Annotated in this window: 27 protein-coding genes and 2 pseudogenes; 21 read left to right on the forward strand and 8 right to left on the reverse strand. The window is 59.3% G+C overall.

The window, feature by feature from the left end:
* On the forward strand, positions 1-248 hold a 248-nt coding region (locus tag YY7_RS54125), incomplete at its 5' end, for a c-type cytochrome (protein ID WP_035691978.1).
* 566 nt (positions 249-814) lie between these two features.
* Here the strand turns inward: YY7_RS54125 and YY7_RS0137985 are convergent.
* A complete protein-coding gene (locus YY7_RS0137985) occupies positions 815-1,087 on the reverse strand; it encodes a hypothetical protein (RefSeq protein WP_196237390.1) in 273 nt (90 codons plus the stop codon).
* A 52-nt stretch (positions 1,088-1,139) separates the two neighbouring features.
* Positions 1,140-1,547, reverse strand: coding sequence for a hypothetical protein (locus YY7_RS0137990; protein ID WP_028167747.1), 408 nt, complete (start codon positions 1,545-1,547; stop codon positions 1,140-1,142).
* Between the two features lie 701 nt (positions 1,548-2,248).
* Here YY7_RS0137990 and YY7_RS0137995 point away from each other — a divergent pair.
* From YY7_RS0137995 to YY7_RS0138010, 4 genes and pseudogenes are all read left to right on the forward strand, one after another.
* Complete coding sequence (locus YY7_RS0137995) at positions 2,249-2,983, forward strand: SDR family oxidoreductase (protein ID WP_028167748.1); 735 nt, start codon at positions 2,249-2,251, stop codon at positions 2,981-2,983.
* A 73-nt stretch (positions 2,984-3,056) separates the two neighbouring features.
* Positions 3,057-3,797: a porin gene (locus tag YY7_RS0138000; RefSeq protein WP_155255494.1), complete on the forward strand. Its 741-nt coding sequence runs from the start codon at positions 3,057-3,059 to the stop codon at positions 3,795-3,797.
* A 494-nt stretch (positions 3,798-4,291) separates the two neighbouring features.
* Positions 4,292-4,823 (forward strand): annotated as a pseudogene (locus YY7_RS54130) (DUF4863 family protein).
* A 630-nt stretch (positions 4,824-5,453) separates the two neighbouring features.
* Positions 5,454-6,584, forward strand: a complete 1,131-nt coding sequence (locus tag YY7_RS0138010) for an FAD-dependent oxidoreductase (protein WP_028167750.1) — start codon at positions 5,454-5,456, stop codon at positions 6,582-6,584.
* A gap of 155 nt (positions 6,585-6,739) precedes the next feature.
* Here the strand turns inward: YY7_RS0138010 and YY7_RS54135 are convergent.
* The 4 genes and pseudogenes from YY7_RS54135 to YY7_RS65300 all read right to left on the reverse strand — a co-directional run.
* A pseudogene (locus YY7_RS54135) lies at positions 6,740-6,926 on the reverse strand (transposase); the annotation flags it as partial.
* A gap of 6 nt (positions 6,927-6,932) precedes the next feature.
* Positions 6,933-7,178, reverse strand: a complete 246-nt coding sequence (locus YY7_RS0138020) for a hypothetical protein (protein ID WP_028167752.1) — start codon at positions 7,176-7,178, stop codon at positions 6,933-6,935.
* The gene (locus YY7_RS64560) at positions 7,148-7,369 is read right to left on the reverse strand and encodes an AAA family ATPase (RefSeq protein WP_080664024.1); all 222 of its coding nucleotides are present in this window, start codon (positions 7,367-7,369) and stop codon (positions 7,148-7,150) included. Before YY7_RS64560 ends, YY7_RS0138020 begins: the two co-directional genes overlap by 31 nt.
* Positions 7,297-8,028, reverse strand: a complete 732-nt coding sequence (locus YY7_RS65300) for an AAA family ATPase (RefSeq protein ID WP_196237391.1) — start codon at positions 8,026-8,028, stop codon at positions 7,297-7,299. The genes YY7_RS64560 and YY7_RS65300 overlap by 73 nt, the downstream gene beginning before the upstream one ends.
* Positions 8,029-8,674: 646 nt before the next feature.
* Here YY7_RS65300 and YY7_RS54140 point away from each other — a divergent pair.
* From YY7_RS54140 to YY7_RS63800, 9 genes are all read left to right on the forward strand, one after another.
* Positions 8,675-9,712, forward strand: a complete 1,038-nt coding sequence (locus YY7_RS54140) for a LysR family transcriptional regulator (RefSeq protein WP_196237392.1) — start codon at positions 8,675-8,677, stop codon at positions 9,710-9,712.
* A gap of 435 nt (positions 9,713-10,147) precedes the next feature.
* Complete coding sequence (locus YY7_RS54145) at positions 10,148-12,313, forward strand: sensor histidine kinase (protein ID WP_196237393.1); 2,166 nt, start codon at positions 10,148-10,150, stop codon at positions 12,311-12,313.
* On the forward strand, positions 12,310-12,684 hold the full coding sequence (locus tag YY7_RS0138035) for a response regulator (protein ID WP_210164727.1): 375 nt from the start codon (positions 12,310-12,312) through the stop codon (positions 12,682-12,684). The genes YY7_RS54145 and YY7_RS0138035 overlap by 4 nt, the downstream gene beginning before the upstream one ends.
* A 31-nt stretch (positions 12,685-12,715) precedes the next feature.
* Positions 12,716-13,354 (forward strand): response regulator transcription factor, encoded by a 639-nt coding sequence (locus tag YY7_RS0138040; protein WP_028167754.1) that lies wholly within the window; start codon positions 12,716-12,718, stop codon positions 13,352-13,354.
* 271 nt (positions 13,355-13,625) lie between these two features.
* Positions 13,626-14,468 carry an alpha/beta fold hydrolase gene (locus tag YY7_RS54150; protein ID WP_196237394.1) on the forward strand — a complete coding sequence of 281 codons (843 nt, stop codon included), beginning with the start codon at positions 13,626-13,628 and terminating at the stop codon, positions 14,466-14,468.
* Positions 14,469-14,473: 5 nt separating this feature from the next.
* On the forward strand, positions 14,474-14,962 hold the full coding sequence (locus tag YY7_RS54155; protein ID WP_051397134.1) for a VOC family protein: 489 nt from the start codon (positions 14,474-14,476) through the stop codon (positions 14,960-14,962).
* A 38-nt stretch (positions 14,963-15,000) separates the two neighbouring features.
* Positions 15,001-15,495 (forward strand): cupin domain-containing protein, encoded by a 495-nt coding sequence (locus tag YY7_RS0138055; RefSeq protein ID WP_051397135.1) that lies wholly within the window; start codon positions 15,001-15,003, stop codon positions 15,493-15,495.
* Between the two features lie 315 nt (positions 15,496-15,810).
* Complete coding sequence (locus tag YY7_RS63795) at positions 15,811-16,143, forward strand: MFS transporter (protein WP_245287554.1); 333 nt, start codon at positions 15,811-15,813, stop codon at positions 16,141-16,143.
* Positions 16,144-16,200: 57 nt separating this feature from the next.
* Positions 16,201-16,767 (forward strand): MFS transporter, encoded by a 567-nt coding sequence (locus YY7_RS63800; RefSeq protein ID WP_245287555.1) that lies wholly within the window; start codon positions 16,201-16,203, stop codon positions 16,765-16,767.
* Between the two features lie 70 nt (positions 16,768-16,837).
* Here YY7_RS63800 and YY7_RS0138065 read toward each other — a convergent pair whose 3' ends face one another.
* Positions 16,838-17,425: a TetR/AcrR family transcriptional regulator gene (locus YY7_RS0138065; RefSeq protein WP_028167756.1), complete on the reverse strand. Its 588-nt coding sequence runs from the start codon at positions 17,423-17,425 to the stop codon at positions 16,838-16,840.
* Positions 17,426-17,778: 353 nt separating this feature from the next.
* Positions 17,779-18,195, reverse strand: coding sequence for a winged helix-turn-helix transcriptional regulator (locus tag YY7_RS0138075; RefSeq protein ID WP_245287556.1), 417 nt, complete (start codon positions 18,193-18,195; stop codon positions 17,779-17,781).
* Positions 18,196-18,629: 434 nt separating this feature from the next.
* On the opposite strand from YY7_RS0138075, the gene YY7_RS0138080 reads away from it, so the two are divergent.
* Genes YY7_RS0138080 through YY7_RS0138110 form a run of 7 tightly spaced genes read left to right on the forward strand, consistent with a single transcriptional unit; the run spans position 18,630 to position 25,008 of the window.
* Positions 18,630-19,274, forward strand: coding sequence for a hydrolase (locus tag YY7_RS0138080; RefSeq protein ID WP_028167758.1), 645 nt, complete (start codon positions 18,630-18,632; stop codon positions 19,272-19,274).
* A gap of 31 nt (positions 19,275-19,305) precedes the next feature.
* A complete protein-coding gene (locus tag YY7_RS54165; protein ID WP_035691985.1) occupies positions 19,306-19,590 on the forward strand; it encodes a XapX domain-containing protein in 285 nt (94 codons plus the stop codon).
* Positions 19,587-21,470 carry an amidohydrolase gene (locus YY7_RS0138090; protein WP_028167759.1) on the forward strand — a complete coding sequence of 628 codons (1,884 nt, stop codon included), beginning with the start codon at positions 19,587-19,589 and terminating at the stop codon, positions 21,468-21,470. Before YY7_RS54165 ends, YY7_RS0138090 begins: the two co-directional genes overlap by 4 nt.
* 1 nt (position 21,471) lies before the next feature.
* Positions 21,472-21,891, forward strand: coding sequence for a DoxX family protein (locus tag YY7_RS0138095; protein ID WP_028167760.1), 420 nt, complete (start codon positions 21,472-21,474; stop codon positions 21,889-21,891).
* A gap of 28 nt (positions 21,892-21,919) precedes the next feature.
* A complete protein-coding gene (locus YY7_RS0138100; protein ID WP_028167761.1) occupies positions 21,920-22,828 on the forward strand; it encodes a hypothetical protein in 909 nt (302 codons plus the stop codon).
* An 8-nt stretch (positions 22,829-22,836) separates the two neighbouring features.
* Positions 22,837-24,267 (forward strand): alginate export family protein, encoded by a 1,431-nt coding sequence (locus YY7_RS0138105; protein WP_028167762.1) that lies wholly within the window; start codon positions 22,837-22,839, stop codon positions 24,265-24,267.
* 48 nt (positions 24,268-24,315) lie between these two features.
* The gene (locus YY7_RS0138110; protein ID WP_028167763.1) at positions 24,316-25,008 is read left to right on the forward strand and encodes a DUF1275 family protein; all 693 of its coding nucleotides are present in this window, start codon (positions 24,316-24,318) and stop codon (positions 25,006-25,008) included.
* Positions 25,009-25,071 lie beyond the last annotated feature (63 nt).

A 25,071-nucleotide genomic window follows, 5' to 3' on the forward strand; every position in this document is an offset into this window, starting at 1 on the left:
AAGACTGCCGTGAGTGCCACGGCGAGAAGTTGACCGGCGGCGTGCCCGGGCAGTTGGCGCCGCTCGGACCCGACCTGAATCTGGTCAAGGACTGGACGCTCGCCGGCTTCACTGCGGCCATGCGCACCGGTATCGATCCCAACGGCCATCAAATCAGCGAACAAATGCCGTGGCGTTCGGTCGGGAAAATGGATGATGACGAGCTGGAAGCGATCTACCAGTATCTGACGCACATGCCCAACTCGTAGTGCAATCCTCGAGCGACCGCCCATTTAGTTTCTGCGTTCTTCTTGGCTATGGCCAAAAAAGCCAGTGAATAGTCCAATGACCGGGAAAACTTCCTCAAGCTCATTCCCGTCCCTGACGATGTATTCCTTGCCGCCGCGAAACGTGCCGTCATTAAAGCGGGCATAGCAGACGAAGTAATGGAAATACTGCATCCGAAGAACGAGTCCGGACCTTCGTTGCGTTGGTTCGGGGGACGCACTTTCGTTGGCAGGCGCGACCGCGCCAAACACGCTCTAAAATGAAAAGCCCCGCCGTCGCCGGCGGGGCTGCGGGCGAGCCCTGCAGAAGAACCAAGATCCGAGCGAAGCTCTGCGATCTTCCTGCTGTGTAAGTAGGTCCAATCCGCGCCATTTTGTTGGCGAGCGCAATGGTTGCCGAACATGCGCGATTTGCGCGCCAGCATCTGTGCGAGCCACGACCGCCTTTGGCGCGCCGCGTCGGCTACCGTTGCACGAGGGCGCTGTGAGCGTGCGTTCATCATTATTGGGCTATGCGCTCAGCTTACCTCACCGTCGGTGTTCGAGCTTCAGGGCCGGCTCGTGCCAGTCAGGGCCGCCGAAGCAGACGTTGTCACGAGAAGATCCGGCAGCCGGAACAGTTCTTTTGTCGCGCCGGAGAAGCTCCGTCGCGCATCCCAGCTGCCATATTCTCTGGTCCCGGACTGGTATGGCGCGTGCAAGGAGAACACCGGAGTGTCGCTGAAATCCGTCAGCAGCAGCATGGGCGAGCTGGAGAGCAACGCCTCGATCGTGCCGATCAGCCCGTTGCCGAGCACCCCAGGGTCCCTGGCCGAAGACAACGCCAGGCTTTCCTGTCAGCCGGCCATAGACTTCCGCGGAAAAGATCTGGTCTCAGTCGCGGGCCGGTATGACGCGCGTCAAGGAGTTGACGCCGCCGTAGCCACCGTTCGTGACAACCGTTGGTCCTGGGCGGGACCCACCGTTGCTGCGCTGACCCCAGTCGGGCGGCGGCATCGTGATCTTCTTGGCCATTCCGAACGGCTCAGGTCCAATCGACTGGAGTGCTTGTTCTGCCATTGATCGCAAGTCGAGAAGGCCCGCGTGTTGTTCTGCCTCTTGGGATCGAACTTCAGGCCCTAACCGACGATCCACGACCCGATCGGCTTGTTCTGAGCAAGCGCAGCTTCGCGAATGTTCTCGGTCCATGCTGCCGGCCGCCGGCAAGATGTCGTTCAGCACCGTATACATCGCGTTGAAGCCCATGCCGGAATGGGCCGAGGGTTTCCGGCCCTCGAACATCTTCGGATGCTCTTCATGGAAACGGCGCGGTCTCCGGCTGCAGCGCGTCCGAATTGATGTAGACCGATGTGCCGGTGTTCAAGATACCCTTGACTCGCCACCTAACGCCCCAACGAAGTCGCCCACATTGAGCCCGCCGCCGTTGCCGATCATCGGCTTCTGGAGCCCGCCTCGCGGGCCTGGCGCCAGAACAGGATGGAGTCGGCGATGTGCTGCTCGGCCATCAGAAATCGACTTCAAGGATTTGTAGTGCTGGACCATCGACGACAGGAAGAAGTGCTCACTCGTTGCTTGGGCATTTCAGCGACGTAGTTCCCTCCAAGACCCGGGACGAGAAAGGCTGGGCGGACGCAAACTATCACGCGGATCAAGGCCGATCGCGCGCCGGGAACTGAGCGTCGATTTGTTCATAGGGTTTCGGCCCTGCCGGCGTGCGCAAGAGTTGTTCACACCAAGGTGCAATTGAGCCACCAACTTCAGGGCCCTACACTTAGGTCGTGGCGACAGATGACTGAAAAAGTGCGTTGATGATTCCGACCGAAGGCATCGAGGTCGTTCGATCGCCCACCAGGAAACCATCGGAAACAAGCGAGAGTAGTTCAGACGGCGGACTATCGCCGCAGCTGTCGTTGTTCGTGCAACAGCATTGCGGCGCTTCTCCGTTGGACCGGCACAACTTTTTAACGGAGGAGGACTGACAAATGAACAGGTTGAATAGCAAGCGCACTCTTGTTACCGGCGGCAGCAGCGGTATCGGGCTCGAGACGGCTCGCCGCTTCCTTGAGGAAGGGGCCCGCGTCGCCATCACTGGTAGCAATTTGGCCTCCCTGGAGGCTGCTCGCAAGGAACTCGGCAACGTGCTAGTTGTCCATGCGGATGCAGGCGACGTCGCCGCTCAGAAAAAGATTGCCGCTGAGATACAGGACAGTTTCGGAGGCCTGGACGCTATCTTCCTCAATGCCGGCATCGGTGACTTCCGTCCCCTGGCTGAGTGGGACGAGGCTGGCTTCGACCGTTCGGTGGCGGTCAATTTGAAGGGGCCGTTTTTTCTGATCCAGGCTCTGTTGAAGCTTCTTGCTAACCCGGCATCGATAGTGCTGAATACCTCGATCAACGCCCACATTGGCATGCCGAATTCGAGCGTCTACGCGCTGACGAAAGCGGGATTAATTTCGCTCGCTCGTACCCTTTCCGGCGAGCTCCTGCCGCGGGGCGTTCGCGTCAATGCAGTGAGCCCCGGTCCAATCGCTACGCCGTTGCACGGCAAGATCGGCATGAGTGATGCCGAGATCAAAGGCCTGGTCAGTCAAATCCCGGCGGGTCGCCGCGGCGTGCCTAAGGAAGTAGCTGATGCCGTCGTCTTCTTCGCCTCAGATGAATCAGCTTTTACCATCGGTAGCGAACTCATTGTCGATGGCGGCATGAGCACACTCTGAGCGATTGGACCATGGTCCACTTGGGGGCGCTTGCGTTGAAAAAGTCGGCTGTTGCCCGGCGCAGAGACATGAGTTGTTCAACGAAATTGACCCTTGGCAGGCATTGAGGCCCGAGCGGACTCTCCCCGATCTACCTGCCGGGCGCGGCGTCGACCGCGGCATCCGAGCTTTCTTGACCTCCCGACACCTCATGGGGCGGCGCAGCGATGGCGGCGTTGCCGATCAAGAACATCCTGACTGGCGCCGGGACGACATCAAGATGGACGCGAGCTATACCAAGGGGCGACGAAGTACCGTCAGCTTCAACTTCGCCGAGCTTTGCCATCTTCGGCAGCACCAGCACTCCCGGCGCCTATCAGAGCATCGGGTTCGGCGCAACGACCGACGCGTGTATTTGCCGGTCGCAGCCGGCGGTGACGGCTCGCTGCATCTGACGAGGCCTTTGGCATTCGCGGGGCGTTCAAATAACTGGGATCCATATTGGTCCTCGAGCCTCTTTGGCTCGTATGTGGGCGTCCGTTATGACGGCGCCGCCAAGGCCTTCATTTGCGCGAACCACACCACGCCCGCCAAGGCGGTCAGCGCGGATTACATCTGCAACCCCGACTTCAACCTGTCGCAGCTTGGTGTCACTACCCGCTGGACCCCAGTCACTAACCTGACCTTCTCAGCGGAATTCATGTGGGTCCATCTCGATCAGAATTTCCAGGGCAGCGCCGTCCCCGGAGCTTCGGCCCCCAAGCCTGCCGCGCGCTATGAGTTCAGCGATCAGGACACGTTCCACCTGCAGCTTCGTGGCAAGCGCAACTGCTGAGGTCTTTTTTTCAGCGTCTAGACCTGACAAGTCGCTCGGTATGTCTTGATTTAGGCGGTCGGCAAAATCGGGGCATTGGGCGGCTAAGAAGATGGCTGACGCCCGTGACGCGAGAATTGAGCATTGGTATGTCCCGATTCTATTTGCGACAGGTATCGCGAGCACGCTCGATCCGTCCGCCAAAACTTCGGGCGCAGCGTGGTCGACGTCATTGAGACACCCCGCCACGCAGCGTACTGACGTTCGTGGACTGGACTGCTGACGCGGCATTTCCCCAGGTGTTGCGAACATAGGTCAGGACGTCCGCAGTCTCTGTGTCACTGAGATTCCAACCAAAGGGCGGCATGGCCGGTGCGGTCGGGGCAGCTGAAAGTGGCTGCAGCGCGATTGGCGATCAGAACGACGCGGATTCAAGGATGTCGGATCAGTGGGCTGGACGAGCGGGCGCTTGTGCCAATCGCGGGAATAGCGTTGGAACGCCGGCGCCGCTAGACATGTGGCATGCCGCACAACAAGAAGAATTGATCCAACGCAGCATTCCGTTCTTGCCGGAAGTCAAGGATATGACAACCCGGCGCCAAGATGGATCGCTGGGCTCAACGAGACATGCGGCTGGGAGAGCACGCTCTATAGGGATCTGGCTCGCCTGATCAAGATCGAGGTCGAGGAAGGCTGGGCGCCGAACCAGGAGGTGAAAGGCGCGAATTACCGGCGCAGCCGCATCCTGGAGCCGACGCCGGAAACGTTCCAGTTCAGCATGACCGCTGTCCACATGAACAGCGCCGATGCGCGCCGCTTGAAGGACGATGACGATCACGATGTGTTGCGCGGGCAGTATCACGGCCATCCTTATGGTGAACTCAACCTGGTCGTTCCCCTTGACAAGGGCGCCGAGTTGAAGGGGGGGCAGGTGCCTCGTTGGACCGCGCCCGATCCCGGCAGCGGGGGTGAGGGGGGGGGAGCTGTCATTGCGTTGTTCTACCTGCCGGCGGACGCATCTCTTACGCCTTCAAGGCTCCGGCTTGATCGCTGACTGGGCATCGCGGGTGGCGTCAAGTAACGGCGCCATCCATCTTTGGCGCGGAGCGGTGATGCGGATCTTTCCAGTCAATCCTAAGGGTATTGGCGACGGTGCGATCGATAGCGCCCGATCGGAGGAGTTCGATGCTTGGCGTGAAGCGCTGCCCGCTCGATCGGTCCTCCAACCCGCTACCAGCGCGGTGCAAAGGAGATGCGGTTCGCATTTCCGCTGCCACAGGCGGTACAGGTCAACGATCCGCACCAGTTCTCAGCTCCGAGACGCTGTCACGAACACGCCGTAGACCTTCACGCGCGAGGACCTGTCCCATGCATCCCGCGGTCAGACGGTGAAGACGAAACATAACACGCAGCTCGATTTTGTCTTCGTTTGTGTCAGACGTAACATGTTTTTTCCTGCGACCCCTGCCGTGGCTGTAGTAGGAGTTTGTCGGCATAGTGCGAGAGCAAGAGGGAAGCCCTTACCATCACTCACGAAGAGAAGAGCCAATCGATCCAAGCGCTTAGCGCGGTGAAGTGCTTCGCTCCACATGCAGGTCATGAATCGATTTGATAGCGTGAGCGGGTCTCTCGGAAGAGGCCGCTTCTAGATATAGTCAGAAGACCGTCGAGGAACGTTTGTCCCATTCGTACGAAGACTCCCTTCTCATCGTTGGAGGCGGAATTGCCGGATCCGCGCTTGCTCGCGCCCTCCAGCGTAAAGACCTCCCCTTTCGCATCATCGAGCGCCGGCGAACGCCGTTTGACGGTGGGCTAGCCATCAACCTGCCGGGGAACGCGATCCAGGCACTCTCGGCACTCGGCCTAAGAGAGCAGATCGAGAAGTTCGGACATCCGCTGCGACGTCGGGAATATCGTACCGCTCGCGACAAGCTTCTGTTCCAAGTGGATGAAGACGCCTTTTGGGGCCCCGCGCTTCGGCCGCGTAGCATTCGGCGCTCTGCCCTCCTTTCGATGCTGGCCGCTGGCTTGCCCGAAGCCTCACTCCTTTACAACGCTGATGTCCAATCGATGACGTTACATTCGACGCACGCCGAGCTTGGATTGGCAGACGGGACAAATCTGGCCACTCGTTTGGTTGTCGGCGCTGATGGAGTTCGCTCCACAATCCGCACGGAAGCCTTCGGAACGGTGTTGGGACCAGGGCACGCGCTACTCGCGGAAAAGAGCTGGCGTTTCATGGCGCCCAATCCAGGCGTCGATTGCTGGACCGTTTGGGCGGCCGACGAAGGAGTGGTGCTTCTCATGCCCATCGATGACCGCGAAGTCTATGGGTGGGCGGCCATTACGCGACCGTTGTCGAGGGGCGATTCTCCGGAAGCACTGGATTGGCTGACCCGCCAGTTTCCCGAGCGTGTCCGAAGAACCGTGCTGGATGTCCTTGCGCGACCCAACGCGCTTTACCATTCTCCGCTCGAGGAAGTCCGCCTGAACCGTTGGCATAACGGCCGAGCAGTGCTGATCGGCGATGCTGCACACGCCACTGCACCAGTTTGGGCAGAAGGCGTAGCGCTCGCGCTTGAAGACGCCATAGTTCTCGCTCGCGCGCTTTCTACGATTTGCGACGAGCTTCCAGCCCTCGCCGATTTCGAAGCACAGCGGCGATCACGTGTGGCTCATGTTCAAGCTCTGACCGACGCGATGTCGCAGGCGGCCAAACTACCGGCATTCATTCGAAACGCTCTTTTTCCATTCATTGGGCCGAAGCGTTACCGGCAGACCTATGAGCCACTGAAAACCGCTGTTTGAATCGGTTGTCGTGAACCTCAAATATCCAGCGTCGCACTTAGAGGGACCATCCTCCAATGCCCAGCGCTCGCTGGCAGCTAGAAGTTTTTGACGATCTCGATGCAGAAATCCACGAAGGCGCGAACCTTCGCGGGAGGGTCTTTGCGCGACGGGCGTCGCACGAGGCGGTTGTAGTAGGTAGTGCGCGGGCCATGGCGCTCCGGCAGGCCGCGCCAGGGCGTGCCGGATCGCAGCACCCAAAAGATGCCGTTCAGCACGCGGCGATCATCGACGCGCGGTACACCTCGCGGCTTGTTGGGTAGCAGCAGTTCGCACGCGCCACTCGAAGTCGGTCAGGTTCAGATCGGCTCAAGTTGCCTGCCATGGTCGTGACGACGAGCACCTCGGCTCGCCGGCGAGCTTGACGATGACCTCGTCCAACTTGCGCCAGCGAGGAATGGTCGACGTCCACGAACGATAGTCGGCCGTGCCGGCGAACTCGGAGGACGGGGGCATGTCGCCGGACCGGACGGCCGCGGCGGCGGGCGAGATGCCGGTCGCTTCGGCCAGCCGGTGGACCTCCGTCAGCCGCAGCGCGATCGCGGGATCCTGCACCAGCTTGTGGAAGACGAGCCCGAATCCGATCGGGGTAATTGCGCCTCGTCGCCGACGAAGAGCAGGCGGCTGCCGGCGACCGGGCGCTTCGCGATCGCGTGGACCGTCGGCACGTCGGTCATCGAGGCCTCGTCGACGACGACCAGCGTTTTGTCGTCGATGAGGCTGAGGGACTCGAGCTTGGTCCGGATCTTCGCGCTCTCACTCTCTCCGACATGGCCGGATCACTCAGGGCGGCTTCGAGTTCGTCGCGCTCGGCGAGCGCGGCCAGCATGCGGGCCAGCGTCTTGGCGAGACGTCCGGTCGAACGCGACAGGCGTACCGCTGCCTTGCCCGCGAGGATGCACAACAACACGCGACCGCCGAGGCGCGTCGAACGATCGGAGATCAGCTTGCAGGTGTACGTCTTGCCCGTACCGGCGCCGCCGACGAGGCAGGGGAGGGGGCGCGAGATCGTGCCGACGGCCGCGGCGCGCTGTTCGTCGGAGGGCGTCCGTCCGGGCGCGGCGAGACCGGCGAGCAGTTCGGACCAGCCACTGGGGCTGGGGAGAGTTAGGCGCGGCTCGCGCGGCGTGCGCGACAGGGCGGCGAGCGTCTCTTCCAGGTCGTCCTCGAGCGCAGCAGCGCCCTGGCCCTCATTAGACGGTCCGCAGGCACGACCGCGCCGCTTCTCAGGGCGGCGGCCACGGCCGTTTCCACAACTGGTTGCTCCTTGATGGCCAGCAGTATCGCCAGTTGAACGGCGAGCTCGTCGGCCCCCGATCGCCGTGTCGCCGCGCCGAAGCGGCTGAAGGGTCGGAGGAGCGCCCGCTTTACATCTGGCGCGACCGCGCGAGGATGATTGCTTCAAAAGACCATTTACAGTCAGCGTTGGCTATCTCTCGGGCTTCGTCGAGGAGTACATGCGGCGGGGCATGCGTGTGCAGATTGATCGGCGCTAACCAGGGATGGACCGTCGGCACGCAATTGTTCGTGCTCGTGCGCTCGCAGTTCTTCGCCCGTCTCCAAACCGATACTTAGGTATCTGTCGCGTGCCGCACTGGACATGAGCAGAGGCGCCGTAAATCCAAATTCCGCGGCTATGCTCCTCAGCTCTCGGAATTGCGCAGCGGCCAACTTCCGATGCCGCGATCGCTTGTGACTGAATTTGGCGTGCGAAGCCCTATTCGGCGCCCTGGACCTGCCGCCACAGCCTGACCGGTTCCAGCCTGAACCACTACGCGCGGTCGGGAATAGTTCACACCAAGGTGCAATTGAGCCGGCATTTCCAATCGCTTTACGGTCGCGCTGTGGACAGCGAGAGAGCATTTCTATGACAACCAACAGCGGCACACCCTACCGTCACCTGAATTGTGGTGGTGTTCGACCCTATTATAGGCTTCACGATTTACCTGGTCCCAAAATCTCAGCGCGAGCTGAGAGTCCTTGGAGGCCTGTGGACCAGATTCCAAACCGAAGAAACGACCGGTAATCATTGTTCGCCACGGGCTATGACAATGTCGTTCAACAGATTTGATCTGAACCTTCTGCGCGTTTTCGACGCTGTAATGCAAGAGCGAAGCGTTCTGCGGGCAAGTCAGAGGATCTGTCTCAGTCCTACTGCTGTTAGTCACGCTCTCGCCCGCCTTAGAGAATTGCTCGATGATGAACTATTTGTACGTACCACCACGGGGATGCGGCCGACGGCGCGCTCAGTCGAAATGGCCCCTTTAATAAGGGAGGCGTGGAGATCGCTAGAGGCAGCAATCGATCCTCCCAAGTTTGAGCCCCGTCATTCGACCAGGCGGTTTACAATCGCAGTGAGCGATTTCATCACTATGGTGATGGTGCCTGGTCTCCTCGCGCTGCTCAGGCAGGAAGCCCCGCTAGTCGATCTCGTAATCCGGCCGGACAGTTGGATCGATGTGGCCGAGCAGATGGATCTCGGGCAAATTGATGCGACAATCGGGATTTTCTCGAGCGTACCCGCCCGTTTCGGATCAAGCTCACTCTTTGCATACGACGATGTTCTCATCGCCAGCTCTTCACGTCGGCTTGGTCAATTGTCCCTAGAAACATTTTCGAAGCTTTCAATAGCCGTGGTCTGCTTGCACGGAGAGCATGAAGAAATAGTCGACGGCTTCGTCGCCAAAAACGGACTGGCGCGGCGGTCGGAGATGTTTGACCGGGCAGCTTTCGAACGGACCTTTTCAGGGGCGAAGCGAGGTCCACGTTTGGCCGTGTCGTTACCGCACTTTCTCGCGCTTCCGACCCTGCTCGAAGATACGCACCTAACCGCCATCGTGCCACGGCCTCTCGCCAAATTGTTAGTCCTTAGGCACCCAATATCAATGTACGAGCTACCGTATCAAACCGCTTTGCAGGGCGTTAGTGTTCTGTGGCCGGAACGCAACGCCAGTAATGCTGCCCAAGAGTGGCTGCGGGCTATATTGGCCCAAGCCGCCGAGCCTCTTCGCGCTCGCCTATGCGACTTCGTGCGTCCCGCTCGGTCCATCTCACCCGCGCTGCAACAGCAAGTTGGGGCAGCACCGTGACGGTTCCGCTTCGAGCATGCGCTTGGCGCGTAGTTCTTTAGAGCTACTTTCCGAGCCACCAACACCAAGGTACGATAGCTCTCGCCTCGATTTTGAGTACTTTGCTTGATCTAGGAATTGACCGGTTGCCGGGGCGAACGGGAGAGTTGTCGTAACGACGCGGTGGGCCGCCGTCGCGACCACCTTGTTTAGTCTATTCGAATTCGGTCAACAGCAGTTCGAGGAGTGGCGGGCAGCACTGCGGCTGGCGTCTTTTGACGCGCGATCATGTATCGATGCAACCTTGTGAGGCGAGAAGGGGCATGATATTTTGTGTGGTGCGAGGATGGTCAGTCTCATTTCCTGTCGAGCACCTTCGTGATGATAACGCGGGTTGTCGGCTTGAAGCCTCCCAAGTGTCAGCCGCACACGCGAGCGCCTTGTCAGCGATCTAAAATGGTAGTCAACAGCGAACATTGCGCTGAGGAGGGTGGGCATCTTCGGCGCTGTATCAACGATCTCAATAAGATTTTTGAGCATCCTCCGATCCGGGACGGTGGCACTTTCTCGCAAGGACTCTCTGATCTGCTCGATCTGCTGGTGGAGCTGCTCCAGCTGGACTTTGCTTATGTTCGTTTCGAGGATTCAATCGGTGTAGACGGCTTCGAGATAACCCGAACGGCTCAAGCTTGGGACGCCCTTCTGTCACTAGAACTGGGGCGTCTGTTGCGAGAGTCATTGGGCCAAGATCTGCAGTGGTGGCCGTCACAACAGCGAATTGCGATCGGCGGTAGAGAAATATCGACCTCGTCGTTGCAGTTGGGAATTGAGGGTGCAACCGGAACGCTCGTAACCGGATCAGCGCGCGTTGAATTTCCCGAAGAAACAGAGAGGCTTCGCCTCAGAATTGCAAGCGTGCAAATCGCGAAGTGGCTGCAGGACGCTCGCCTTTCGAAGGAACGGAAACGAGCTTCCGAAATGATCAACCGAGAGGTTGCGCGACGAACTGGAGACATCATCGCCATCAGCGAAGAGCGAAGACAGGAGATTGTCGAACTCAGAAGGGTGGTGGAATCGCTGCGCGTGCGAGAAATTGACATACAGTTGGTCGTCGACGCCATTCCGGCTCCTATGGCCATTATGACCGCAGAAGGTCAGCTAGAGGCTGTCAATCGCCCCGTTTTGGAGTACTTCGGAAGGTCGGTCGAGGAACTCAAGCGTTGGAATGTGATTGATGCTGTTCATCGCGATGATCTTCAATCGACGATCAGGGCCTGGATGCGGGCTGTCGAATCCGGAGAGCCTTACGAAATCGAAAGCCGCCATCGCCGCAGAGATGGCGTGTATCGGTGGTTCCACGTCCGCGGCTTTCCCTTGCTTGACACTGATGGATCCATCGTGCGCTGGTGCGTGCTGCAGATCGACATTGAGGACCGCAAGCGCGCCGAGAATGCCTTGCGCAGCAGTGAGCGAAACCTCAATCTGATCATCAATACCATTCCGGCGCTTGTGTGGTCGGCTCGGCCAGACGGCTCCGCCGAGTTCTTCAACCAGCATTATCTCGACTATGTGGGTCTAAGTTCGGAGGCGGCTCGAGATTGGGGGTGGACTGCGGCAGTTCATCCCGACGATCTGAGTGATCTCGCTAGTGCTTGGCAATCGATCAGGACTTCTCGCGAAGCCGGTGAAAAGGAAGCACGATTGCGCCGTTTCGATGGCATGTACCGTTGGTTCCTCTTTCGAGCTAACCCACTGCGTGATGAAGTGGGCAACGTCGTTGGATGGTTCGGTCTTAACACCGATATAGAAGATCGTAAGCGGGCGGAGGAAGAACTACGCAACACCCAAGCAAAATTGGCGCACATGGCGCGCGTAATGACGATGGGTGAGCTTACGGCGTCCATAGCTCACGAGATCAGTCAACCTCTGTCAGGTATCGTCACTAACGCCAGCACCTGCCTGCGCATGCTCGCCGCCGATCCTCCGAACGTTCCTGGCGCGCGTGAAACTGCGCGTCGCACAATCCGGGACGGCAACCGCGCGTCCGCTATCATCGGGCGATTGCGGGCGCTCTTCAACAGGAAAGCGCCCGTAACCAGGCCGATTGATCTGAATGAGGCAACTCGCGAGGTCGTGGCCTTATCGCTCGACAGGCTTCGACGCGATGGGGTGAACTTGAGGACGGAATTAGCCGAAGACCTTCCAGTTGTCGCGGGGGATCGGGTCCAGTTGCAGCAGGTCATCTTGAACCTGGTGCAAAACGCGCTGGATGCGATGAGCGCGATCGACGATCGCGCAAGAGAGCTGACCATCAGGACACAACGAGACGAAGGTGATCGAGTCCGTTTGAGTGTGGAGGATTCTGGACCTGGTTTTGATCCCGGGGCCGTGGAGAAGCTCTTCGATGCGTTCTACACAACCAAGAACGAGGGGATGGGAATTGGCTTATCCGTCAGCCGCTCAATTATCGAGAATCATCATGGTCACCTGTGGGCTGCTCCGAACCATGGTCTAGGAGCTACGTTCTCGTTTTCGATCCCTCGGAATACTGAGGGGGTGATCGGCGCCCACGATCGTGGCGGCAGAACGACTTTCGGCAACAGCGTCACGAGGAATTCATGATGCTCACACCATTACTTGTATCGGTCGTTGACGACGATGAGTCTGTGCGTGAGTCGCTGCCTGATCTCCTGAGGGAGTTCGGCTATGCAGCTCAAGCGTTTTCCTCCGCAGAGGACTTCCTTGCTTCTGAATATGTAGGGCAGACAGGCTGCCTCATTCTCGACATTGCAATGCCGGGCATGACCGGTCCCGAGCTCCAGAGGGAATTGACACGTCTCCGCCATAAAATTCCGATTGTCTTTATTACCGCGCACGGAGATGAGTTCACGCGTCCTCGAATGCTCGAGCAGGGCGCCACAGAGTGCCTATCCAAGCCGTTTTCCGACGCCGCCTTGCTGAGGGCGCTCAATGCGGCTTTCGGGACGAGTTGAGCCAGACATGTCTGCGCCCGGAGAAGGACCGATGAAATCGACGGGGCAACAGCTGCCCGCCAAACCAGATGAGGGAATCGTATTCGTCGTCGATGATGACGTCTCGGTGCGCGAATCCCTTGAACTGTTGATCGGCAACGCGGGCTGGCAATCGGAGATATTTGAGTCCGCTCGGGAATTTCTTTCACGTCCACGCGTGTTTGTGCCCAATTGCCTGGTTTTGGATGTTCGTCTTCCGGGGCTCAATGGCCTCGAATTGCAGAGACGGGTGGCGGTCGAGCGACCGGGTATGCCGATCATTTTCATTACTGGCTATGGTGATGTGCCGACAACGGTGCAGGCGATGAAGGCTGGCGCTGTTGAATTTCTAACTAAGCCGTTCAGTGACACTGTACTATTGAACGCAATCCAAGACGCTATTGATCGCAGCGGCGCCGCGCTGCGGGTTGAAGCCGAGATGGAAGCGTTGCGGGAACGCTACGCCTTGCTGAGCCGACGCGAGCGGGAAGTCATGCGTCTAATCGTTCGCGGTGTCTTGAACAAGCAAGTGGCGCATGAGCTTGGCATCAGCGAGATAACAGTCAAGGCACATCGCGGCCAAGTCATGCGAAAGATGAGGGTTACCTCTTTCGCAGAGCTCGTGAATGTCGCCGCAAAGCTCGATCTCTAGCGTTAGTTCCGTCCGTCACCAATTACTTGAGCGAAGCGCATGCACCAAATCATCGTCATCGATGTCGCGCAGGCATGCCCACGCGTTGATCAGCCGAGATGCAGGCGGCTCATCGGACGGCTGAAATCGTTTCACTTCCGACTGCTAGCGAAATCGCACAACATGTTGCCGAAAGCCGCGCCTAGGTTCGCCGGGATACATCCATCGACCGGCTTGGTGCATGTGGTTAGCGCGGCAGCAGCGGACTGGTTTGCCGATGGTGAAAGCTCAGATGGTCAGCAAGCGCGCTTTGGTGAATGGCGTAACGCTGCACTACGTGACGGTCGGCTCCGGGCCCGCAGTGCTCTGTCTCCATGGTTGGCCCCAAAATCATAACGAGTTCGTGCCGATCTTTGAGGCGTTTGCTCAACGGTACCGGTTCATAGCACCGGACCTGCGCGGCTACGCCGACAGCGACAAGCCTTACGCGGACTACATGCCGGCCACCATTGCCCAAGATCTGCTCGAGCTCGCCGACGTCGAAAACGCCGATCAGTTCCACATCCTTAGCCATGATCTCGGAGGGCCTCCCTCGGTCGCTCTCGCTTACATGGCGGGTAACCGGGTCCTGTCTCTCGCAACGATCGAGACGCCGTTCTTTGGACTCGACTATGAAGGCTATGTTGATCCGCGCGTGCCATATTGGCACCTCTCCATGCATGCGAACATGGATATTGCGCGGTTCCTGATCGAAGGACGAGAGGAGCAGTATATTCGTCACTTCTTCCGAGATTTCGCCTACAATCCCAACGCGATCAGCGAAGCCGAACTGCAGCGTTACGTCGTCCAGATGAAGCAGCCCGGAAATCTGCGGGCGAGCCTGAACCACTATGGCTTTATTGATGAGAAGGCAGCACAACTCGCCCAGCTTGCAAGAAAGAAGCTTTCGATCCCGATCATGGGCTGGGGAGGTCGCCGCTCCTTCGGGTCGCACTGCTTCGACAGCGCAAGGGCACTCTCGGACCGTGCGGAGGGAGGGGTCATTGAGGAATGCGGACACTGGGTGTTTGAGGAAAAAAAAGATTTCATTTGCGAACAACTGGGCCAATTCTGGGACAAGAGCGCCAGGATGTGAGCGTCATGACTGAAGCAGGCGCTCCATTTCGCATCGAGACGACGGAGCATACTGGCATCACGGTCTCCTCACTGGACGAAGCGCTTTCGTTCTGGAGCGGCGTCATGGGATTCCAGCATCTTTACACCTGGGACTTTGAAGAGAGCTCCTTGCTGGGGGACCTGGTCGGCGTGAAGGCTGCAGCAGCGCGTATCGCGATGGTCAAGGGGCCAGGGCATCTGATCGAGCTTCTGGAATACCGCTCTCCGAGCGATCGACGGGTCATGAAACCCCGGTCTTGCGATGTCGGCTCGGTCCACGTGGCCTTCCGAGTTGAAAACCTTGATGCCTTGCTAATGCGAGTCGGCGGTGCAGGGTGGAGCGCCGTGTGCAAGGTCCAGACGGTGCGGTCAGGGGAGCGCACCGGACTTCGTCTCGTCTACGTGCGTGGGCCCGACGGTGTGACTCTGGAGTTTCTCGAGTATCCCAAGGGTCCGGTCCCGGCGACGCCATGAGCTTCGACCAGAGATCTATTAAAGCGAAAGGAAAAGCCATGCCCCGGAACCAGACGGTGTTCGTCCTCGTCACGAGCATGTTTGCCGCCCCCGCGGTCGCACAGTCGCCAGCATCAGTGCTTCCGAATTACTCAAGGACGCCTGCGGAATTGTCGGCTGCTGCACCCACCGGTGGCCCCGGCGGGTCCGGCAACGCCAAGGTCGAAGTTGTTACCATCCTCGGCGACCCATCCAAGCCGGGGATGTACAGCCAACTGCTCAGGGTTGCGCCACATGCAAGAATTGCCGCGCATCATCATGCAGGCGATCGGGTTGGCACCGTGCTCCAGGGGACCTGGATATTCGGCTACGGCCCGAGCTTCACCCAGGAAGCGCTCCGAACTCTACCGGTCGGCTCAGTTTACACGGAGCCCTCCGGCGCTGCGCACTTCGCGATGACCGGCGACGAGGCAGTGACTGTGCTGATCACCGGCTTCGGGCCGACGGATACCGTCTACGAGAACCCCGCCGACGATCCTGCGAAGAAGCCGTGAGACGCTGCTTGGGATCGCCGCGAAAATTTCAGAACAACACGCCGGGCTCAGGCTCAGCAGGTGTCTTGCCCACTCCTGGATTGAGGTCAAGCGCGATGCCCCTTGCTCTCTATGCCCTTGCGGTTGCGACCTTCGCAATCGGCACGACCGAGTTCGTTATTGTGGGTCTTATTCCAGAGATCGCAACCGATCTAGGTATATCGATCCCAAAGGCCGGGCTCCTCGTCAGCTTGTACGCGTTGTCCATCACGCTTGGTACGCCAATCGTTTCCGCACTGACCGGCGCTCTTCCGCCGGCAATTGGCGATTGGGCTCATGGCACTGTTCACGATCTGCAATTTGTCTGCCGCCGTCTCCCCAAACTACACCACACTGCTGCTCTCACGTATTGTCATGGCGGTTGCTCACGGGGTCTTCTTCGGTGTCGGTGCGGCCTGTGCAAGTTCTCTTGTTCTAAAGGCAAAGGCCGGCAGTGCAATCGCCGTGATGATGGGAGGGCTCACCGTCGCCATGGTGGTCGGGGTACCGCTCGGTTCGTGGATCGGCCAATTATTTAATTGGCGTACTCCATTTCTTATTGTCACTGGCATGGGAACCATCGCGGTGCTTGGTCTGACATGGCTCTTGCCTCGCGAAATTTCGCATTAGCAGCCCGCCTCGTTTGCGGCCCAACTGACCCTTCTCGCGAATCGACGCCTCGCGACCATGTACTTGCTTACGGTGGTCGGGTTCGGCGGCACCTTTGTGGTTTTCACCTTCCTGTCCCCATTGTTGACCGACGTCACTGGGGTACCGGAGGAGGCGGTCAATCTCGCGCTACTGCTCTTTGGTGCGACAACTGTCGTCGGAAATCTTGCCGGCGGGGCATTGAGTGACGCCGTCGGTACACGCAAGGCGATGATGATCCTGCTTTCCGGACTGATCATCTCTTTTGTCTCGCTTCGATTGGCAATTCACAATGAATCGGCAACTTTCGTGGTGATCGCTGTCTGGGGGGCGTTTGCTTTCGCCATCCCGCCCGTTATGCAGGCCGGCGTTGTTACCACCGCCAAGCAGGAGGCTCCGGATGCGCTTGGAACGGCGTCCGGTTTCAATATAGCCGCCTTCAATCTCGGAATCTCCAGCGGGTCCTTCATCGGTGGCCAGCTCCTGACAGGGCCCGGGCTGCTGGCGACCCCCTACGCGTCAATCGCGATGGCGAGCGTTGCCTTGCTAATCGCGATGGTCGCGCTCCGTCCCTGCTCTGCGATCGGCAGTGCGAATGTTGCGTGAGAGTTGGCACGGTTAGCCGCACTGGCGTCCTCGAAAGAGGCCCGCCGGCGGGAGCCTCTGAATCTGCAGCTCAGCTCTCCGGCCAACCGAGCAGGAATGTGCGCACAATTTCTCGAAGCTGGTTCCTTGTCGAGCCCCCCTTCGCCTCAACTGCCATCCCTTGAATGGTCAACACAACAAGCCGCGCGGCATCCGCTGCGGTCATGCCAGGAGGCAACGGCCCGGCATCCTTCACCGCTTCGAGCCGGTTGCCTAGAATGTGGACAAACTCGTTTCGGCTGCGAACGAGATATCGACGAACTGGCTCACTTGCCGGCGAGCATGTGAGAGCAGCGCTTGTGACAAGACAGCCGGGCGGTGTACGCGATCCAGCGTGCAGATCCGCCATACTGTAAAGCAAACTCTCCACAATCCGCCGAGGGGTTGGTTCGGCAAGCGCACACGCCTGGCGAAATGCAACGTGTTTGGACAAGTAGCGTTCGACAACCCGATGGAATAGGTCCTCCTTGTCACCGAAAGCAGAGTACAGGCTTGATTTCGTGAGCCCCGTCGCATCGAGAAGGTCACTGAGAGAGGTGCCTTCATAGCCCTGCTGCCAGAACACCTGAAGTGCCTTGTCGAGGACCTCAGTTTCATCAAACTCTGGCGCTCGAGACATCGTCGCTCCTGAATCAAACGCACCAGACCGGACCTATCGGTTGATTTTACCAATCAATGTAATTGATTCAAGAGCTCGAAGTGGCGCCCGCTGGGACTGTGCCACTTCAAGCGCTGGCGAAAGTGAAGCGATTGGATGCAGTTTGACGCTGGCACACCATTCGAGTTCGGCTTTGTCCAAATTCTAAAGATTGCCGCGGGGGAAGCTGGCGCGTTTAGGCACGAGAGGGTGCTGCGCTTGCGAACGAGAGGCTATTGACCGATCCAGCTGTCGAGAGGCAAGCAAGTTCCGACGCTCTTGGAGTGCGTTTGGCTTCGCAACGCGGTTACCATCGCGCAGACGGCGAGATTCCGTTATTTGCGGGCCTTTCCTCGCTGGGCATCGAACCGCTGCCGGGCGGCCCCGACCTGGTCGTGGTATGCGACGGCCCACCGGTATAGAGCGGAGAACGGACCGCCGAGCGTACGGCCGAGCGGGGTGATGGCGTATTCAACCGCTACTGGAGAGGTATCAAGCACCTTTCGAGAAACCATCCCACTCCGCTCCAGACGGCGCAGTGTCTGCGTCAATGACTTTTGCGTGACGGGCTCTAGTGCGCGCTTGAGCTGATTGAAACGCGTCGGGCCTCGCGAGAGCGCCGCAACTACCAGGATCGTCCATTTATCGGCGATCTCTTCGATCAGCACCCGATTCGGACAATGCGCCGGGAAGGGCCAGATTTCCAGTTCTGGCGGATAGATGAGTTCAGGATGATGAGCTTCATGTTGCACGATGCGGTATCCGATTAGAAACCTAGTAGCAGGCTAGTGCCTAATTTACATGGGCGCGGTGCCGATACTATAGCCGTCATCCCATGACGGAATGGGAAGTGGGTTGAGATGAACAGGCAGGGGTCAATCGCAGCACGCTTCGGCCTGTGACGGTCTCATTCGAAGCCGCTGGCCATCATCAGTGCAACATCGTCGCGCGCACAATCTCAGGTCGCGATCACCGGAAGGGGTCCTCGCCTAGAGCTCGAGTATCGCCAAGCCTTTTTATTCGCCCCAGCCACAGCCGTCCCAGTCTCCGCTGTGTCGGCAAAGGAAGAAATGCAGCGTGTACATGGACCAGCTGAAATCGTTTCACTTCCGGCAACGGCACGGACGGCATCAAACTACAGTTCGCCTCCCACTGATCTGCATTTACCAAACTCAGGAGACCTCGAATGCCCAGCCTTGATATGCTTACCCCGCAAAACAGCGCCATCGCGCTGATCGACTATCAGCCGGCAATGTACCAGGGCGTGCAGTCGCATGACCGCCTGGTGGTGTTCAATAATATCCAAATTCTGGCCAAGACGGCGAAGCTGTTCAAGATCCCGACCGTAATATCGACGGTTGCCAAGGACTCCTTCTCCGGTCCGTTCATGCCGGAGGTGACAGATCTGTTCCCGAACCACGAAATCATCGACCGGACGTCCATGAATTCGTGGCTCGATCCGAACTTCCGCAAAGCCGTTGCCGCTACTGGCAAAAAGAAGTTCGTCATCGCCGGCCTCTGGACGGAAGCATGCGTGATGTTTCCGAGCCTCGACATGCTCAAGGAGGGTTACGAAATCTACGTTCCTGCAGATGCCTGCGGTGATCTGTCGCTCGAGGCCCACAACCGCTCCATGGAGCGCCTGCTGCTGGCCGGCGCCGTTCCGATCACCTCGTGCCAATACGTCTTCGAACTGCAGCAAGACTGGGCGCGCGCCGAGACCTACGAGGGCGTCATGGATATCCTCCGTGCCCATACGCCATACGGCATCCAGGTGCGCTTCTCGAAGTGGGCGCTCGGCGAGCACGCGTCCGAGGCGGGCCCGCGGTAATTCCTGGAACGCCGAAGATAGGAGGACAGTCATGAAGGTTTATGTGTTGTCTTTGGCTGCGGGCCTCCTCGTCGGAGTGATCTACAATCTCCTTAGCGTACGCTCGCCAGCGCCGCCTCTGGTGGCGCTGGTCGGGCTTCTAGGAATCCTGGTTGGCGAGCAGATCATCCCCGTTACCAAACTGCTCATAGGGGGCTCGAGCTTTTCCGAGGCCTTCCATCTCTCGAGCTGCGATTCCCACATTTTCGGCATGCTGCCGGGCCGACGCACGGTCGGTCCGGTTGATGACCTCAAGAATCCGGAGAAGCAAGCATGAGCAAGCAGGGCCCCGACCTGATCCTGCATCACGGTCTGTTCACGACACTTGATCGCTCGAATCCGGCGGCGACCGCCGTGGCGATCCAAGACGGGCTGTTTACGGCCGTCGGGCACGTTGGCGACGTGATGAAGCTCGCCGGTTCCTCGACAAGGATCATCGACCTGAAGGGTCGGCGCGTGCTGCCGGGGCTGATCGACAATCATCTCCATATCATACGGGGAGGGCTCAACTACAATATGGAGCTGCGCTGGGACGGCGTGTGGTCACTTGCCGACGCGATGGCCATGTTGAAGAAGCAGGTCGCGATCACGCCGCCGCCGCAGTGGGTGCGGGTCGTCGGGGGATTCACCGAGCATCAGTTCGCCGAAAAGCGGTTGCCGACAATCGAGGAACTCAACGCAGTCGCGCCCGACACTCCGGTCTTCATCCTTCATCTTTACGATCGCGCCATGCTGAATGCTGCAGCGCTGCGCGCAGTCGGATACACAAAGGACACGGCGGAGCCGCCGGGTGGCGAGATCGTGCGCGATACCAGGGGCAATCCGACCGGGCTTCTGCTTGCCAAGCCGAATGCCAACATCCTCTACGCGACGCTGGCCAAGGGACCGAAGCTTCCCCTCGAATATCAGGTCAACTCGACCCGCCACTTCATGCGGGAGCTGAACCGTCTTGGCGTCACCGGAGCGATCGACGCCGGCGGCGGCTTCCAGAATTATCCGGAGGACTATGCGGTCATTCAGAAGCTGTCGGAGGAAGGGCAGCTCACCGTGCGTCTGGCTTACAACCTATTCACGCAGAAGCCGAAAGGGGAGAAGCAGGACTTCCTGAATTGGACCAAAGCTTCGAAGTACAAGCAGGGAACCGACTACTTTCGGCACAACGGCGCCGGCGAGATGTTGGTGTTTTCGGCAGCTGACTTCGAGGATTTCCGCGTGCCTCGTCCGGATATGCCGCCGGAAATGGAGGGCGAGCTCGAGGACGTCGTGCGTATCCTGGTCCAGAACAAGTGGCCATGGCGCCTGCACGCGACCTACGACGAGACGATCTCGCGCGCGCTCGACGTGTTCGAGAAGGTCAACCAGGACACGCCGTTGGACGGTCTGCACTGGTTCTTCGACCACGCGGAGACCATCTCCGATCAATCCATCGACCGCATCGCGGCGCTTGGTGGCGGCATCGCCGTGCAGCACCGCATGGCCTACCAGGGCGAGTACTTCGTCGAGCGCTACGGCTTTGGCGCGGCCGAAGCGACGCCACCGGTCAGGAAGATCATGGACAAGGGCGTGAAGATCTCTGCCGGCACGGATGCAACCAGGGTTGCTTCCTACAATCCCTGGGTCTCACTGGCCTGGCTCGTGACCGGCATGACCGTGGGCGGTCTGCGGATATATCCGCAGACCAATTGCCTCGATCGCGAAACCGCGTTGCGGATGTGGACCGAAAACGTCACTTGGTTCTCCAATGAGGAGGGGAAGAAAGGGCGCATCCAGGTCGGTCAGTTCGCCGACCTGATGGTGCCCGATCGGGATTTCTTCTCCTGCGCCGACAACGAGATCGCCGAAATCGCGAGCGATCTGACGGTGGTCGGCGGGCGCATCGTCTACGGGGCAGGCGAGTTCACAGCTCTCGACGATACCGCGCCGCCGCCCGCGATGCCCGACTGGTCGCCGGTGCGCAGTTTCGGCGGGTACGGCAACTGGGCGGAACAGGGCGGCAAGGCACAGGCCATCCGCGCCAACGCAATGCAGATGTGCGGCTGTTCCACCGCGTGTAGCGTGCACGGCCACGACCATGCGCGCGCGTGGTCTGGAAGGCTGCCGGTTTCGGATCTCAGGAGCTTCTGGGGTGTGCTCGGTTGCGCCTGCTGGGCGGTGTGAGATGTTCGCCAAATCGGATACGCCGAGATGGGTTGCGACAGTGCTATCCTGGTCATGGCTTGCCGCGACGGCCAGAATTGCGCTCGTCTCCGCGTTCTTGATCGGCGGAATCCAGAAAGCCCTTGATTTCCCAGGCGCCGTTGCGGAGCAAGCGCATTTCGGCCTGCAGCCGGCATGGCTTTGGGCCAGCGCCGCCATCATCGTCGAACTTGGCGGCTCCGTGCTCGTCATTTTTGGACGCTGGGTGTGGCTGGGAGCCGGTGGGCTCGGCGTGCTGACTGCGGTCGCCATGCTCACCGCGAACGATTTCTGGGCCAAAGCCGGCCACGATCGTTTCCTGGCCGTGAACGCCTTTTTCGAGCATCTGGGGCTGATCGCCGGCCTGGTGCTCGTGTCTGTACTGTCCTTGCGCTCGAAATGAGCGCTCAACTCCGTGTTCGAGGTGTTCCATGATCGGCAAGCGTCATCTGATTAAAATCCTCCTCGTGTCGTCACTGCTATCTCCGTCCGTGGCAATCGCGCGGGATCCGGGAGCGCATGCCGCGCCACAGGTCGGTGTCGGCGCGCAGTACGACACCACACATGTCTATGTGGCTCCCGAGGATGTGGACAAGTTCGCGGCCAGTTTTCTCGCTACGTTCGGAGGTCAGAGCACCAAACAGGTCGTTGCCACGGTGACGCCGACGCCGAGCAGCACGACGTCCCAGCTTCTTCAGACGCCTGTCGGAACCGTGTCGCTGTTCGGATTCAAGACGCCCATTCCTTATCCTTTCGGTGCTGAGCGGACCGGCTATCTCGTTACGGACCTCGACGAGGCGATAAATGCGGCGAAGGATTCGGGGGCGGACGTGCTGGTGGCAGCCTTTCCGGATCCCATCGGACGCGATGCGGTGATCCAGTGGCCGGGCGGCGTGAATATGCAACTCTACTGGCACACGACGAAGCCTTCCTATGCGCCTTTCGAGACAATCCCCGAGAACCGCGTCTATGTCTCGCCTGAGCGGGCGGATGCCTTTACCCGCAGTTTCCTGCGGTTTTCGCAAGGAAAGGTTGTTTCCGACGATGCACATGCCGCGGGGATCGAGATCGGCCGAGCCAAAGACACATATCGGCGTATCCACATTGAATCGGTATTTGGAAAGATGACTGTTCTCGTGAGCGACGGCCACTTGCCCTACCCGTACGGACGGGAGTTGACCGGCTATGAGGTGAGGGATTTGCAGGGAACCCTGATGAAGGCCAAGGCCTCGGGTGCCGTGGTACTCGTCGAGCCTTACACCTCTGACGGAAGGGCCGAAGCCATGGTACAATTCCCTGGCGGATATATTGCGGAGATTCACGCAGCCGCACCGAAGTAGGGGGCGCGATGGCATTGCTGCTGGGACGATGGCTCATGCGGAGGGAATGGGCGGCAGGAGTACTGTGCCTGGCTACGCCTCAGCTCGCTTGGGGGGATGATCAAAAGCCTGAGGCTTCCACGCCGCAACGGCCGGCCATCATGTTCAACCGATTTCAGGAAAACTGGTCGGTGCTGACGGACCCGCGCGTGCCGCGTGAGCCTTTCGACGAACTCAAGTATATTCCGTTGTCCAGCATCGATCCATACACGTATCTCTCATTCGGAGCGAACACGCGTGAGCGCTTCGAGTCCAACAACGCCGCGAACTTCGGCACCGGTCCGAACCGCAGCCAAAACTACGTTATCAGCCGAAACGAATTCCACGCTGATCTCCGTGTAGACAATCAAATTCAAGCGTTCGTGCAATTTCAGGCTGACTATGCGCCCTGGAAGACCATGTTGACGCCGGTCGATCGGGACAAACTCGATCTTGAACAGGGTTGGGTGGCCCTGACCGAGTCCGTCGGAGGCGGAACGTTGAAGCTGAGGGGCGGAAGGCAGCAATTTGCCTTCGATCTACAGCGCTTCGTATCCGTTCGCGACGGTCCCAACGTCCGTCAATCTTACGACGCCGCCTGGGCGGACTACGAGAATGGGCCCTGGCGGTTTATCACCTTTTACAGCCTACCGGTCCAGGTTCGGGACGTTACGATATTCGATGATTACAGCAGCGTCAGCGCGCAGACCTTCGGGATGGTGCGGACCGAGTATAAGTTCTCAGAGTCGCTGTTCATCGCCGGCTACTATGCCAATTTCACGCAGGGGAACGTGCAGTTTCCAAATGCGTCCGGCAACGAGCGGAGAGACATTTTCGATATCCATCTGAACGGCAGCGCCAATCATTTCGATTTTGACTTCGAAGTGATGAACCAGACCGGACGCATTGGCAACGAGCCTATCGAGGCATGGGCTGTCGGCTCACTCGCTGGCTACACCTTCGCCGACGTGAAATGGAGCCCAAGGGTCGGCATCCAATTCGACGCAGCTTCCGGTGACGGCAACAACAAACAAACCTTTGGGACCTTCAATCCGCTGTTTCCAAACGGCTATTATTTTACACTTGCGGGTTACACCGGGTACACCAACCTCATTCACATCAAGCCGTCTCTGACCCTGAGTCTGAGTTCGTCGCTGAAGATCATGGTCGCGGCAGCGGCCCTGTGGCGCCAGAACACGGCCGATGCGATCTACACCCAGCCCGACGTTGCGGTCCCGAACACTGCCGGACGGCCAGGCGCCTATACCGGAAGCTATGCCCAGCTTCGGCTCGATTGGACGATCGATCGCGCAACTGCCTTCGCAGTCGAGGCGGTGCACTTTGCGATCGGTGACGCATTGCGCAACGCCGGCGGCCATGACTCCAATTATGTCGGCGTAGAGATCAAACGGGGATGGTAGAGGGTCCCGAGTTGCTTCCGATTGGTTTCAAACGATCTTTGGTTGCCAATGATGCCGGCTGACACTGAAAATCCCTGGGCCCTGCCGTTGGTCCTGAGTCTTACGGCCGGGTATGTCGACACGGCTGGATTTCTTGCCCTGCAGGGCCTTTTCACGGCTCACGTCACGGGCAACTTCGTCACGCTTGGCGCATCGCTCGCGCTCGGCACATCCGGTGCCGTTGCGAAGCTATTAGCCCTTCCAGTCTTCTGCGTGGTGGTGATCGCGATACGACTGATCGGCACGTTGCTCTCGGCGCGCTACAGCGCTGTGTTCGAGGCGATACTTGGCCTGAAAGTGCTACTGCTACTCGCGGGTGCTGCTCTGGCGATCAATTGGGGGCCATTCGAGAATAGCGATAGCTGGCAAGCCGTGGTTACCGGAATGGTTCTCGTCGCCGCGATGGCGGTGCAGAACGCGGCTCATCGCGCCTATCTCGGCAGCACGCCGCCATCCACGCTCATGACAGGTACGACAACGCAGATCATGATTGATCTTGCAGATACGATCTACGGAAAATCCCGAGACGGCCAACTCAGCTCGCGGATGTCGAATATGACGAGGAGCGTCATCGTTTTCGCAGTCGGGTGCGGCGCCGCGGCTCTCTTGTACGCACGTTACGGCGTCTGGTGTTTCGTCGTGCCGCCGGGGCTGGCAGCGATTTCGTTGCTTCTTCGGCTGGCCTCGCCGATCAAGACATGAAACGAAAATCTGAGCCCTGGCCGCAGTCGTGCATGCATCTTGTGCAATTTGACCGGAGCTTGT

The sequence above is a fragment of the Bradyrhizobium elkanii WSM2783 genome (genome assembly GCF_000472865.1).
GTDB classification, from domain to species: Bacteria; Pseudomonadota; Alphaproteobacteria; order Rhizobiales; family Xanthobacteraceae; genus Bradyrhizobium; species Bradyrhizobium elkanii_A.